The organism is Streptomyces sp. IBSBF 3136, assembly GCF_036815105.1.
Lineage (GTDB): Bacteria > Actinomycetota > Actinomycetes > Streptomycetales > Streptomycetaceae > Streptomyces.
The window spans coordinates 1-13169 of the sequence record NZ_JAJSZC010000223.1; the positions used below are offsets into that span (position 1 = coordinate 1).

Sequence of the window (13169 nt, forward strand, 5' to 3'; positions counted from 1 at the left end):
CCCCCCCCCCCCCCCCCCCCCCCCCCCCCCCCCCCCCCCCCCCCCCCCCCCCGGCGCGCACCGGCCACGCGACCGGACCGGCACCCGCTGCCGGCCGGGCCGCGACTCACCTGGCGGCGGGTTCGGCCGGCAGGTTGAAGACGTGGGCCGGGGACACGATCTTCGTGATCGCTTCGCCGAACAGGGTGCTGGGCTCCTGGCCGTTGTGGTCGATGTCGGTGTTGAGCAGCACCACGAGCGTCGCCCGGGCCGACGGGAGATAGATGGTCAGGGACTCGTAACCCGGCAGCGAACCGTTGTGGCCGATCCAGCCCTGCACGTCGAAGATGCCCAGGCCGTAGCCCGCGCCCGGGATCGGCGTCGGCGGCGTGATGAGCCGCTGCCGCTGCGTGGCCGGGCTGACCATCCAGCTCCCGTCCGGGAACCGGCCGGTGGCCACCGTGCGGGCCCACACCCGCAGGTCGTCCTGCCGGGAGATCATCGCGCCGGCCGCCCACGCCCAGGACGGGTCCCAGCCGGCCGTGTCCGCGATCCGGCCGTCGGCCGTCTGGTCGGTGTAGCCCTGCGCGTGCGGGGCGGGGAACTCGGCGCCGGCCGGCATCAGCGTGTGCGTCATCCCGGCGGGGTCGAGGATGTTCCGCTGGATGTAGTGGCCCAGCGCCTGCCCGCTCTCCTTCTCGACGACCAGACCGAGCAGGATGAGATTGGTGTTGGAGTAGAAGAACTTCTCACCGGGCGGGAACATCACCGGGTGCTTGAAGGAGTAGGCGAGCAACTGCTGCGGTGTGAACCTGCGGTTCGGGTCGGACGTGAACGCCTTGTAGAAGCCGTCGTCCTCCGTGTAGTTGAACAGCCCGCTGCGCATGCCGGCGAGGTCCCGCAGCGTGATCGTGTCCCCGTTCGGCACACCGTCCACGTACTTGCCGATCGGATCGTCCAGGCCGATCTTGCCCTGGTCCACCAGTTGCAGCAGTGCCGTCACGGTGAACGTCTTGGTCTCGCTGCCGATGCGCATGTACAGGTCCGGCGTCATCGCCCGCCCGTCGCTCTTGTCGGCGACGCCGAACGATCCGACGTAGCTGCCCCGGTCCGGTGTCCAGAGGCCGACCGTCACGCCCGGCACGTGCGCCTCCCGCATCACCTTCCGCACGGCGGTGTCCAGTTGGCGGGCCACGTCCGGGGTGAGCACGCGGACGTCCGGCCCGGAGGGGGAGGGGCTGGGGGAACCGGCGGCCAGGACGGCGGGGACGGACGCCGGGACCGCTCCGGCGGGAGCGCTCGTGAGCGGCACGGCCAGCGTCCCAGCCACGACGGCGAGCGCGGCCACCCTGCGACGACGCGCGGACGAGAGCGACATGGGCTGCCTCCAGGCACGTGTGGGGCGACACACGGTGGGCGAGACGTCGAGCCCGGTCTCTCAGCATAGGAGCGCCCCTCGCACACCGCCTGTCGGCCGCGGGCGCACCGGCCGCCGGGCCCTCGTGGCCGTCCCGCCGAGCCGGTCCACGCCCAACTCGTCGCGCTGTGCCGGGCGCAGGGCGGCCCGCGCCGATGGAGCGGGAGCCGCCGAGGGCGAGCCGCGGCTACGGCCCACCGTGGGTCCGGCCGGGGGCCTGGTGTCCTTCGGCCGTCACTGACCGCACAGCGGGGCGAGGACCGCCAGGGTGCCGTTGGCCTCGCGCAGCGCCGCCTCCAGGGTGCCGGGCGCGTGCAGGGTGCCGGTGCCGTCGGGCGGGATCAGCCACTCCAGGGAGCGGGCGGGCCGGTACGGGGGCGGGACGGACACCCAGGAGCCCTTGGTGGCGTACCGCAGACCGGCGCCGACCCAGGCCGCGCACGGGTCCGGCGGCAGCAGGAACCCGACCCGGCCCGCCGCGGTGTCCACCAGCGTCGCCCCCGGTACCGGCAGCCCGGGCCGCCACAGGAGGTCCAGGGTGAGCAGCCCGAGCCGCTCGGGAACGCTGAGGACGTCCCAGAACCGGCCCGCCTCCAGCAGCGCGATGCCCTGGCCGTGGTCCCACTCCCACTTGCAGGCGCGCGGATCGGCCGCCGCCGCGGCCAGCCACTCCACGCCCCGCGTCCACATCGTGTTCGTCATGCGCCGCTCCGGGTGATCCTCGCTCGTCCGTGGCGTGGGAAACGGCCGTGACCGGGCATTCGGCGCGCCCGCACGCCAGCCGGGCATATGCATGCTCGTAGATATTTCTGCCTGGCGGAAGGGGTGGCGCAGCCTGGCGTTTCTGACGGTGTGTTCGGACACCGAGCACGGATTCGTCAGCTTCCGCAGGGGGGACGCGTCACCCTCGGCACTCTGTCTCTCCTCGTGCACGCGTGATTCGAGCGTCGTGGCAATTGATTCGAGCGCGATGACTTGAATCGACGCCATTTTCAGTCGTAAGATCATTCTGTTTCGTCACCGCATCCACCGAGGTAGCTCCATGGACCGCACGCGTCTGCACTCCCTCCTCGCCCGCGAGAGCGCCGAGGCCGAACGCCGCAACCCGCGCTCCCGGGAGGCATATGCGCGAGCCGACCACCTCTTCGGCCGGGTGCCGATGACCTGGATGAACAAGACGGCCGGAGCCTTCCCCCGGTACCTGGCCGGTGCCCGTGGCGCCCGGATCACCGACATCGACGGGCACGAGTACATCGACTTCTGCCTCGGTGACACCGGAGCGATGGCCGGTCACTCGCCTGTCCCGGTCACCGAGGCGGCCGACCGGCGGTTCGCCGGCCTGGGCGGGGCCACCGCGATGCTGCCCACGGAGGACGCCGAGTGGGTCGGCGCCGAGCTGACCCGCCGCTTCGGCCTGGCCCGCTGGAGCTTCTCGCTGACCGCGACGGACGCCAACCGGTGGGCGATCCGCCTCGCCCGGGCGGTCACCGGACGCCCGAAGATCCTCGTGAACAGCTACAGCTACCACGGCAGCGTCGACGAGTCGCTGATCGTCGTCGGCCCGGACGGCCGGGGCGCCGCCCGCCCGGGCAACGTCGGCGCCCCCTGCGACGTCACCCTGACCAGCAGGGTCGCCGAGTTCAACGACCTGGAGGGGCTGGAGCGGGAGCTGGCGCACGGGGACGTCGCCGCCGTCCTGATGGAGCCGGCGCTCACCAACATCGGCATCGTCCTGCCCGAACCCGGCTACCTCGCCGGTGTGAGGGAGCTGACCAGGCGCCACGGCACCCTGCTCGTCAACGACGAGACCCACACCTTCTCCGCCGGCCCCGGCGGCTGCACCGCCGCCTGGGACCTGGAGCCGGACCTGCTGACCATCGGCAAGGCGATCGGCGGAGGCATCCCGGCCGGTGCCTACGGCCTCTCCGCGGAACTCGCCGAGCGGCTGCTGGGTCGCGCCGACCTGGACCTCGTCGACATGGGCGGTGTCGGCGGCACCCTCGCGGGCAACGCGCTGTCGGTCGCCGCGATGCGGGCCACCCTGGAGCAGGTGCTCACCGACGAGGCCTTCGCCCACATGACGAAGCTCTCCGAGCGCTTCGAGGCGGGCGTCCTGGCCGGTGTCGAGGCGCACCGGCTGCCCTGGTCGGTCAGCCGCCTCGGCGCCCGCACCGAATACCGCTTCACCTCACCGGCGCCGCGCACGGGCACCGAGTCGGCCGCGGCGGCCGACCCGGAGCTGGAGGACTTCCTGCACCTCTACCTCGCCAACCGGGGCATCCTGCTGACCCCGTTCCACAACATGGCCCTCATGTGCCCCGACACCACCGAGCGGGACGTGGACACCCACACCGAGGTCTTCGCCGCGGCCCTGTCCGAACTGGTGGGGTGAGGGGAGGACCGTGGCACCCATGGACGAGACCGACCGGGCCATCCTGCGCGAGCTGCAGACCGACGGCCGTATCGCCTACGCCGACCTCGGCCCGAAGGTCGGCCTGTCCGCCTCGGCGGCCCGCCAGCGCCTGCAGCGGCTGCTGGACTCACGTGCCGTGCAGGTCGTCGGCGTCACCGACCCGATGGCCATGGGCGGGCAGGCCATGGCGCTGCTCGGCATCGGCGTCGACGGCGACCCGCGCGTGGTCGCCGACGCGCTCGCCGACCGCCCGGAGGTGGTCTACTCGGTGCTCACCTCCGGCGGGTTCGACCTGTTCGCCGAGGTCGTCGCGCCGGGGCCCAAGGACCTGCTGGACTTCGTCAACGACGCGGTGCGGCCCCTCGACGGCGTGCGCGAGATCCAGACCTTCCCCTACTTCGGGATCCACACCCACCGCTTCCTGTGGGACGTGGGCTGACCCGCCCCGCTCCCCGCCGCGCCGCCCGCTCAGGCGGGCGGCGGCTCGGGCGCCAGCACCAGCAGGGTCGCGTCGTCGCGGACCTCGTAGCCGAGGCCGGCGATGTCCTCCCACACGGCGCCGGCGAGTTCGCCGGACGGCGTCTCGGCGAAGCGGTCAAGACGCTCGGCCAGGGGGTAGAAGGAGTCGGAGGCGTTCCGGGCCTCCCAGACGCCGTCGGAGGCCAGCAGCAGCCGGTCGCCCGGTCCGAGCGCGACCGTGACCTCCTTCGGCGGGTCGACACCGACCAGTCCGAGGCCCAGCGGCGGGGCCACCGACACGGTCACCTCCCGGGCCCGGCCCGCGTGGAGCAGCACCGGTGCCGGGTGCCCGCAGCCGACCACCCGGACCGTCCGGGCCTCGGCCGTGAACTCCAGCAGCAGCGCGGTCGCGAACAGTTCCCCGTGCCGCACCCCGGCCGAGTCCACCGCAAGTCTGCGGTCCATCCGGGCCGCGACCGACTCCAGGTCGGGCTGGTCGAGCACCGCCTCCCGGAACGCCCCCAGCAGCGACACCACCGTCGCGACCGCCGTCAGCCCGTGCCCGCGCACGTCGCCCATCACCGCGCGGACGCCGTGCGGCCCCTCGCGCACGTCGAAGAAGTCCCCGCCCACCAGAGTCCCGTCCTGGGCGGCACGGTAGAAGCCCGCGCACCCCACCCGGCCGACGCGTTCCGGCAGCGGCGGCATCACGGCCCGCTGCACCGCCTCCCCGATCGCGCGCTCCGTGTCCAGCTGGGCGTCACGACGGCTGCGGACGTAGGAGACGAACACGCTCAGCAGGGCGACGAACACGATGGTGAGCAGATCGGTGTTGCCGGGACGGTTCAGATGGGTGTTCGGCAGATGCAGCGCCACGACGACCAGCACGCCGAGGACGGCGGTCGCCAGCGGCCCGTAGGAGAGGACGGCGAGTGGAGGGATCGCGCCCAGCAGGAAGCCGAGGTCCGAGGCGTGCGGCGTGACGAGGGAGGTCAGTGTCACCCCGACGAGCAGCAGGACCGGCAGCACCCGCACCCAGCGCGGCGGTGGCGCGCCCCGCAGCCAGCCGCGCTCCCCTTGGTTCCGACGCGACGCCCTGTCGCGCACCGATGTCACATCCCCAAGTTACGCCGCCACCGGTCGCGGGGCCCCCGGTGCCGCGCGGCACCGGAGCGGCACCGCCCCTGGCGGCCGCCCCCCGGCCGGTCCGCCTACCCCTGGTCGGCCGGTGCCCCGGCCAGCCGGGCCTCGGCCGACGAGAGGATCTCGGTGACCCGCAGACCGAACCCGGCGTCGCAGGCGTGCGGGCGTCCCGTGCGCGCGGCGGTCAGCAGGGCGTCCGCGGCGCGGGTCAGGGCCGGTACCGCGCCCTCGGAACTCCTCGGCAGCAGCGCCACCCCGGCCTCGCCCCGCAGCTCCAGGTCGGCCCCGGCCGCCGCGGGCGGTGCGGTCAGGCTCAGGGTGAGCGTGCTCGACGCGCCCGTGGCATGGTCCAGGACCAGGTGCACGGTGTCCGCGGGGCCGTGCGCCGCCGCCAGGACCTGACGGACGTCACCGAGGACCGGCAGCAGCACGGACAGGGCGTGCGGCCCCACGTCCCACAGCGCGCCCTTCTCCCGCCGCCACGGCGAGGCCGCGAACGGGCTGTCCCCGGTGAACACGGCCCCCAGCCACTGCGCCCGCGCCGTGAACCAGCCCGCCACCGCGGCCTGCTCGTCGGTCCACGCCTCCGGTTCCTTCTGGAAGCGCGTGGTGAAGAACACCACCGAGGCCACCTGGGCCCGCTCCGCCGCCTCGGCGACGGCCCGTGCCTCGGCGACACCCAGCGCCAGGGGCTTGTCCAACAGCAGATGACGGCCGGCCCGGGCGGCCCGCACCGCCACCTCGGCCTGCACGGCCGGCGGCAGCGCCACGGCCACCGCGTCCACGTCCGCCAGCAGCGCGTCCACGTCCTCGTAGGCCCGGACGCCGTACTCCCCGGCCAGCGCCCCGGCGGCCTCCGGGCGGCGGCCCCACACCCCGGCGAAGTCCAGGCCGGTGTGACCGGCGAGGGCGGGGGCGTAGGCCGCCCGGGCCCAGGGGCCCGTACCCAGCAGTCCGATGCGCATGTCGCGTTCCTCTCTCCGTGCCTGTCCCGGTGTCCTCACGACGCCCTGTCCCGGTCGCCGTCGGCGACACAGGGCACGACCGGTTCCCCGTCCCCGGCCAGCCACCGCGCGATGGTCCCGGCGATCGGCAGGCCGGTGTCCATCTCGACGAAGCCGAACTGGCCGGACTGGTTGCACTCCAGGAACCACCAGATCCCGTCCGCGTCCTCCGCGAAGTCGAAGGCACCGTACGCCAGCCCGGCCTCCCGCAGATAGCGCAGGACGGCCTCGGCGACCCGCGGTGGCACCTCCGCCGGGAGCCAGGGGGAGACCGACGGCGCGAAACGTACGTCCACGTCGTCGGGGTGGGCGTTTGGATCGGCCGGCTTGCGCGCGGCCAGCAGCCGGTCGCCGACGGCCGTGAGCCGGATGTCGGCACGCTTGGGCACCCGCCGCTGCAGCAGCGTCGGGCCGTAGGCGACGGCCGAGAAGTCGGCGTCCGGCGCGACCCTGCTGGTGGGCACCGCGCGTGGCGGCTCCTGAGGGTGCGCGCCGGACACCGGCTTGACCACCAGGTCCGGGAAGCGCTCGGCGAACTCCCTGGCCGCCTGCGGGAACGTGGTGATCAGGGTGGCCGGCACCGCCAGTCCGCTGCGCTGGGCGAGCCGCAGCTGCCACGGTTTGTGCCGGGCCCGCCGGGCGGCGTCCGGGTCGTTCATCCAGCGGGCGTCGGTGCAGCGCAGCATGCCGTACAGGGCCTGGGACGACTCCTCGGTCAGCCAGGCGGACGGCTGGGCGGCACGCGCGGCAGCGGCCCCGGGCCTGCGCACCCAGACGGAGCGCAGGCCGCTCATGCTCACCAGGCGCCCGCCGACGGACAGGTGCCCGCGGCAGGCGCCCTGGACGTACTCGCCCGACAGAGCCACCCCGCTGGTGAGGTCGGCGGGGTCGAGCCGGACCACGGGCACGCCCGCCTCGCCCAGCCGGAGGACCACCATGTCCGCCGTCACGTCCTCTTCGCTGGTCAGGATGAGCACGGTCATGTTCCGACGGCCCGCGTCAGTCGTCGAAGTGCGTCTTGGACCCGGCCGTCGAGGTCGTCGTCCCCAGCGCTCTCAGGGTCGCGTGATCGGTGGCGGCGATCCGCCCGTCCGGGAGGACGTTCAACTGCAGTCCGGAGTCGTACGCGTACGGAGTGGTGACGTCCAACTGCACTGCGGGGCGCGCGTAGTTGAGCGTGAACGGTTGCATTTGTCTCTCCCTGATTCGGCTTTCACGTCCTTATACGAATCGAACGGGTGGTTGGTTTCCTCACGCTCCGTGACCACGGTCCGGAGCAGGGTCGTTCGGGCGTCCGGTACTAGGACGCAGCAGGGGCGGGGGAAGGTGCGCGTCCGCCCCGTGATTCATCGTGCGAGGGCGTTCCGGGCGACGCCGAGAGCCTGTTCGGCGTAGCCGCGGCCGAACAGCACGGCGTGCACCAGGAGCGGGAAGAGCTGGTGCATACCCACCCGATCCCGCCATCCGTCGGCCAGCGGCGTCCTTTCCTGATACCCCGTCATCACCCGTTCCAGATGCGGGCAGCCGAACAGCCGGAGCATCGCGAGATCGGTCTCCCGGTGCCCACCGTGCGCGGCCGGGTCGATGAGACGTACATCACCATCGGTTCCCCACAGCACATTGCCGTTCCACAGGTCGCCGTGCAGCCGCGCGGGCGGCTCGGCGGGCCCGGCGAGCTCCGGCAGCAGCCCGCAGACCCGCTCGACCACGGTGGCCTCCCCGGGCCGCACCGTTCCCGCGTCGACCGCGGCGCGCAGATAGGGCAGCACCCGGTGCTCGGCGTACCAGGCCGGCCAGTCGGGCATCGGCGCGTTGCGCATCGGCGCGCGGCCGATGTACGCCTCCTCGGGTCCGCCGGGCGGGGGTGCGCCGAACGCCGGTGCTCCGGCGGCGTGCAGAGCCGCCAGCGCGTGGCCGAAACGCGACGCCGCTTCCGCGTCGGGGTGTCCGGTCGGCACCCGTTCGGTGACCAGCCACCGCTCGTCGTGCCCGAGCACCGCGGGCACCCTGACCGCCGCCGCCTCGCCGAGCCATCGCAGGCCGGCCGCCTCCGCCCGCGTGGCGCCGGGGCCGTCCCCGGGCTTGACCATCACCACCGTGCCGCCGTCGAGCGTCACCTCGGCCGGTGTGCCGGACGCCCGCCGCGCACCCGTGACCGGGCGCCCGGTGAGCCGGGACGCCGCCTGCCCTGGATCCTCGTCTCGGTTGACCACGGGCTCAGCGTACGACCCGCAAATGAGGCTTTCCTGAAGGCACTTCGACCATTACTACGACCGTTTCCGGCCAAACCCAGGTGGTAACTACCCGTGTCGGCGCGGTACGGCTAGCGTGAGGTCGCCGCATCGCCACACCAGGGGCACAAGGCCCTCGCGGGACTAGCGCGCGGCGGAGGCTTTCCCCGTGACCACAGCATCCGTGCTGATGGCCGACGTCTTCGAAGTCCAGCCCTACACCTCGCACTGCGAAGTCATCCTCGGCGAGGGCGCACACGCCGTGATCGGCGTGTCCCCGGGCAACAGCTACTTCTCGGCGCGACGCCTGCACGACCTCGCCCGCTGGGGACTGGACCACTTCGACAGGGTCGACTTCGTCTACACCGACCTCTACGTGAACGAGATGTACGAGGCATCCGGCTACACCCCGGACGAGGCCCGCCGCAAGGCGGTGAAGAACCTGCGGGGCGTGCGGGCGAAGGTCCGCGACGCGGTGTCCGCGGCCGACCCGGACGGCTCCCGGCTCGGCTGGCGCCCGATGTCGGCGTTCCGCGCCGAGCCCGCCTACCAGGAGATCCACCGGCAGCTCAAGGACCGGCTGCGCACCGACGGCGACTTCCGTGCCGTCTGCGACGCCCTGGTGAGCCGCTTCCTGGCCGCCCGCGGCGAGCCGGCCGGCGAGCGGCGGCGCGCCGTGTGCCTGGAGTACGTGTGCGCCGAGGCCCCGCTGTTCCTGGACACCCCCGCCATCCTCCAGGTGCCCTCCTCGCTCAACTGCTACCACCAACTGCTGCCGATGGCCGAGCTGTTGTACTCCCGCGGCGCGGGCCTGCGCGCCTCCCGCAACCAGGGCCACGCCATCGTGACGCCCGCCGCCCCGGAAGGAGCCGCGGCATGACCACCGCGCCCGACATCCCCGCCGAGCCCGCGCTGCCGGACTTCCCGTTCTCCTGGGACGGCACCCGTGTGCCCGGCGGCGTGGAGGACCTGCGCGCCACCGCCCCGGTGCGGCGGGTGCGGACCATCGCAGGCGACGAGGCGTGGCTGGTGTCCTCGTACGAGCTGTGCCGGCAGGTCCTCAAGGACGACCGCTTCTCCCTCGAGGACACCTCCGCGCCCGGCGTCCCGCGCCAGTACGCGCTGACCATCCCGCCCGAGGTCGTGAACAACATGGGCAACATCACCGGGGCGGGACTGCGCCGGGCGGTGCTCAGGGCGCTCAACCCCAAGGCGCCCGGCCGGCTGGACCGGCTGCGCGAGGACGCCCACCGCCTGGTGGACCGGATGGTGGCCGACGGCCCCACCGCCGACCTGCGCGGGGTGTTCTGCGAGCCGTACTCGGCGGGCATGCACTGCCACCTCCTCGGCATCCCGGCGACCGAGGCCCCGGCCTTCCTGCGCAGCCTGGACATCGCTTTCATGAACTCCCCGTGCCCGGTCACCGGCGCGAAGATCAACTGGGACCGGGACATCGCCCGGATGTCCGCCCTCCTCGACGACCCCGCCACCCACGGCCTCATGGGTGAACTCGCGGCGCTGCGCGAGGACCCCGACTACGCCCATCTCACCGACGAGATGCTCGCCACCGTCGGGGTGACCATGTTCGGCGCGGGCGTCGTCTCCACCTCGGGCTTCCTCACCATGGCCCTGGTCTACCTCCTCACCCATCCCGTCGCCCGTGACCTGCTCAGGGGCCGTCCGGACCTGATCGGCCCGGGTGTGGAGGAACTGCTGCGGGTGAACCTCTCCATCGGCGACGCGCTGCCCCGCCTGGCACTGGCGGACGTCCGGCTCTGCGACGTCGAGGTGCGCGCGGGCGAACTGGTCCTGGTGCTGGTGGAGGGCGCGAACCTCGACCCCGCGAAGTTCCCCGACCCGCACCGTTTCGACGTGCACCGGGACAACGCCGCCGACCACCTCTCCTTCGGCGGCGGCGCCCACTACTGCCCGGCCACCGCCCTCGGCCGCGCGCACACCCGGATCGCCCTCGAGGTGCTGCTCGACCGCCTGCCGGAACTCGCGCTCGCCGTGCCCTCCGGCCAACTGGTCTGGCGCACCGGCTTCATGAAACGGATACCCGAGCGGCTGCCGGTGACCTGGTAGCCGCCCGTCCGGTCAGCCCCGTGGGCGCCCCCGGCCCGGCACCCCGGGTGCGGGTCGCCCACGGACGCGGCCCTCACCGGCCGGCCAGGAGCCGTCCGGTCAGCCCCACCGGGTTGCCGGGCGGCAGCAGCCCCGAGCCGAGGACGGTGCGGGCCAGCGGCTCCAGCAGCCCGGCGAGCCGCTCGGTGCGCTCCACCCCGAGCACCGCCCACGGGCGTCCGGCCGCCTCGTCGGTGCGCGTCTCGACCAGCGCGCGCTGCGCCTCGCCCGCCGGGGTCAGCCCGCCGTCCCCGGTGAGGAGGCCCCGCTCCCGCAGGGCGGTCCCGGCGGCCGTCCAGTCCTCCTCCGCCCACTTGCGGGTCTCCCGCAGGAACGGTCCGTCGGACTCCCCGGCGGCCGCCTTGAGCACCATGGCCTCCACCGGCCCGAGCCCCAGGCCCACCAGGACCGCGACATGCCCGTCGCCCCGGTGCTCGCGCAGGGTCGTCAGGGCCTGCCACAGCCGCGCCGCCGGTCGCCCGGGCCGCTCCAGCGCCTGGTTGGCGGCGGCCAGCACCCGTCCCGCCGTGTCCGCGCCGGCCGCCGCCTCCCAGGCGAGGTCGGCCGCCTCGGCCAGCGCGGCCGACTCCACCGCTTCCCTCCCGAACAGGCCGGCCATCGCCGCCTCCACGGCCTGCGAGCGGGCGGCCAGCACCTCCTCGGGAGCCGCGTACGTCCAGGCGTCCGGCAGCGCCCTGGCCACCCGCGCGGGGTGGAAGACGTAGAAGCTGCCCGTCACCACGGCGGGGGACACCGCGCCGAGCGGGGCCGCCCGCAGCGCGAAGTAGCCCATCCAGTACCCGCGCATCCCCAGCCCGTCCGCGGCCCGCCTGGCCTCGGGCGCGAAGTACACCAGATCGTGCACCGGCTCGAACCGCTCCCACATCTCCCGCGCGATCACGCCCGCCACTCGTTCCTCCCACCACGTCCGCCAGTGGCCACAAGACTGCGCTATGACAGCGGTCATAACAAGAGGTGCGCGCGTGGTACGTCCCGGCCCGCCCGTGCCGCCCCCGCCGGCCGTCAGCCGGCGGGGGCGCGCACCCGCCCGACCGCGTTGCCGAACAGCTCGGTGAACCACACCGTCCGGCCGGGTCCTGCCGTGAGCCGGAAGGGCGGCGCCCCGTCGGCGCCGCCCGGCACCGGGACGGCGGTGACCGTGCCGTCCGCGCCGACCCGTCCGATCCTCCCGGCCGGGTCGGCGTACCACACGTGTCCGTCGGGCCCGAGGGTGATCCCGCTCGCCCCGCTGTCCGCGCCGGGCAGCGCGAACCGGGTGACCCTGCCGGTGGCGTCGATCCGGCCGACCGCGTCCGGTCCGGACACGGTGAACCACATGCCGCCGGGTCCGGCGACGATGTCACCGGGGAAGTCCGCGGTCCCGGGCAGCGGGAACTCGGTGATCCGGCCGGTGACGGTGATCCGTCCGATCCGGCGGCCGGCCGGCTCGGTGAACCACAGCGCCCCGTCCGGTCCGGCGGCGACGGCGGCGGGGGAGGCGTCCGACGTGGGCAGCGGGTACTCGGTGACCCGGCCCGCCGTGGTGATCCGGCCGATCCGGTCGCCGTCCTGCTCGGTGAACCACAGGGCGCCGTCGGGCCCGGTCGCGATCCCCGCCGGGAAGGCGCCCGCCGTCGGCACCGGGAACTCCGTGACCCGGCCGGCGGTGGTGATCCGCCCGATCCGGTTCCCGTTGCCCTCGGTGAACCACAGCGCCCTGTCCGGTCCCGCGGTGATGCCCAAGGGGAAGCTGTCCGGGCGGAAGGTGGGGAAGTCGGTGACCGCGCCGCCCGTGGTGATCCGCCCGATCCTGCCGACCCCCGCCCCCGCGAACCACAGCGCGCCGTCCGGACCTGCGGTGATGCCGGCGGGGAGGGTGCCGGGCGTGGTGGTGATCGGGAACACCGTCACCGGCCCGGCGCCGGCCCGCGCCGGCGCGGCGACGGCGGCGATCCCGGTCAGGGCGGCCAGGACCGTGGTGAGAAGACGGCGGGTCCGGCCGTCGAGCGGGGCTGCGGCGGCCACGTGCGGTCCCTTCCCGGCGACGGGGGACGGGTGACGCCGCCGTACGGTGATGGTTCGTCGGATTCAGGCCATGGATGCCCGCACCGCCGTACGGCCCAATCCGCCCGGACGGGGGACACCGGCCGGACTCGACGGCGGCCACCGCCGGCAGCCGTCAACCACACTGTCCCTGGGTGGAGTTGGTGATGCCCAGGCACCCGCAGGACCGCGACCGCGGCCGCCGCGGCCGCTGGGGCGCCCACCCGGACGGAGGCGCCGAGCGCCGACCGGCCCTAGGGGGGCGGTGGCTGACGGCCCGGGGGAGGGCACGGCACCGCGCCCCGCCGGGCGGCGGTGCGAGGCCGGGTGGCGGCCGGCCGACCTGCGGTCGGGGG

13 protein-coding genes are annotated in these 13169 nt (G+C 74.3%); 4 read left to right on the forward strand and 9 right to left on the reverse strand.

Annotation, left to right across the window (positions count from 1 at the left end; genetic code table 11):
• Positions 1–106: 106 nt before the first annotated feature.
• The gene (locus tag V7E45_RS32875; RefSeq protein ID WP_333777895.1) at positions 107–1357 is read right to left on the reverse strand and encodes a serine hydrolase domain-containing protein; all 1251 of its coding nucleotides are present in this window, start codon (positions 1355–1357) and stop codon (positions 107–109) included.
• 273 nt (positions 1358–1630) lie between these two features.
• On the reverse strand, positions 1631–2098 hold the full coding sequence (locus tag V7E45_RS32880) for a hypothetical protein (protein ID WP_333777896.1): 468 nt from the start codon (positions 2096–2098) through the stop codon (positions 1631–1633).
• A 340-nt stretch (positions 2099–2438) separates the two neighbouring features.
• Here V7E45_RS32880 and V7E45_RS32885 point away from each other — a divergent pair, with 340 nt between their 5' ends.
• Together V7E45_RS32885 and V7E45_RS32890 are read left to right on the forward strand one after the other, a co-directional pair.
• Entirely contained in the window at positions 2439–3788 is a 1350-nt protein-coding gene (locus V7E45_RS32885; protein ID WP_333777897.1) for a transaminase, read from the forward strand.
• 19 nt (positions 3789–3807) lie between these two features.
• A complete protein-coding gene (locus V7E45_RS32890; RefSeq protein ID WP_333777898.1) occupies positions 3808–4248 on the forward strand; it encodes an Lrp/AsnC family transcriptional regulator in 441 nt (146 codons plus the stop codon).
• A 29-nt stretch (positions 4249–4277) separates the two neighbouring features.
• Here the strand turns inward: V7E45_RS32890 and V7E45_RS32895 are convergent, their stop codons facing one another.
• The 5 genes from V7E45_RS32895 to V7E45_RS32915 all read right to left on the reverse strand — a co-directional run bounded on the left by V7E45_RS32895 (position 4278) and on the right by V7E45_RS32915 (position 8628).
• Positions 4278–5384: a PP2C family protein-serine/threonine phosphatase gene (locus V7E45_RS32895; RefSeq protein ID WP_333777899.1), complete on the reverse strand. Its 1107-nt coding sequence runs from the start codon at positions 5382–5384 to the stop codon at positions 4278–4280.
• 95 nt (positions 5385–5479) lie between these two features.
• The gene (locus tag V7E45_RS32900) at positions 5480–6376 is read right to left on the reverse strand and encodes a Gfo/Idh/MocA family protein (RefSeq protein WP_333777900.1); all 897 of its coding nucleotides are present in this window, start codon (positions 6374–6376) and stop codon (positions 5480–5482) included.
• 35 nt (positions 6377–6411) lie between these two features.
• Complete coding sequence (tgmB, locus tag V7E45_RS32905; protein WP_333777901.1) at positions 6412–7398, reverse strand: ATP-grasp ribosomal peptide maturase; 987 nt, start codon at positions 7396–7398, stop codon at positions 6412–6414.
• 16 nt (positions 7399–7414) lie between these two features.
• Positions 7415–7606: a putative ATP-grasp-modified RiPP gene (tgmA, locus tag V7E45_RS32910; RefSeq protein ID WP_020938095.1), complete on the reverse strand. Its 192-nt coding sequence runs from the start codon at positions 7604–7606 to the stop codon at positions 7415–7417.
• Between the two features lie 155 nt (positions 7607–7761).
• Positions 7762–8628, reverse strand: a complete 867-nt coding sequence (locus V7E45_RS32915; protein WP_333777902.1) for a fructosamine kinase family protein — start codon at positions 8626–8628, stop codon at positions 7762–7764.
• A 187-nt stretch (positions 8629–8815) separates the two neighbouring features.
• On the opposite strand from V7E45_RS32915, the gene V7E45_RS32920 reads away from it, so the two are divergent.
• Together V7E45_RS32920 and V7E45_RS32925 are read left to right on the forward strand one after the other, a co-directional pair.
• The gene (locus V7E45_RS32920; RefSeq protein ID WP_333777903.1) at positions 8816–9526 is read left to right on the forward strand and encodes a tRNA-dependent cyclodipeptide synthase; all 711 of its coding nucleotides are present in this window, start codon (positions 8816–8818) and stop codon (positions 9524–9526) included.
• Positions 9523–10731, forward strand: coding sequence for a cytochrome P450 (locus tag V7E45_RS32925; RefSeq protein ID WP_333777904.1), 1209 nt, complete (start codon positions 9523–9525; stop codon positions 10729–10731). Before V7E45_RS32920 ends, V7E45_RS32925 begins: the two co-directional genes overlap by 4 nt.
• Positions 10732–10804: 73 nt before the next feature.
• Here V7E45_RS32925 and V7E45_RS32930 read toward each other — a convergent pair whose 3' ends face one another.
• Together V7E45_RS32930 and V7E45_RS32935 are read right to left on the reverse strand one after the other, a co-directional pair.
• Positions 10805–11680, reverse strand: coding sequence for an SCO6745 family protein (locus tag V7E45_RS32930; protein WP_333777905.1), 876 nt, complete (start codon positions 11678–11680; stop codon positions 10805–10807).
• 113 nt (positions 11681–11793) lie between these two features.
• Complete coding sequence (locus V7E45_RS32935) at positions 11794–12795, reverse strand: Vgb family protein (RefSeq protein WP_333777906.1); 1002 nt, start codon at positions 12793–12795, stop codon at positions 11794–11796.
• Between the last annotated feature and the right edge of the window lie 374 nt (positions 12796–13169).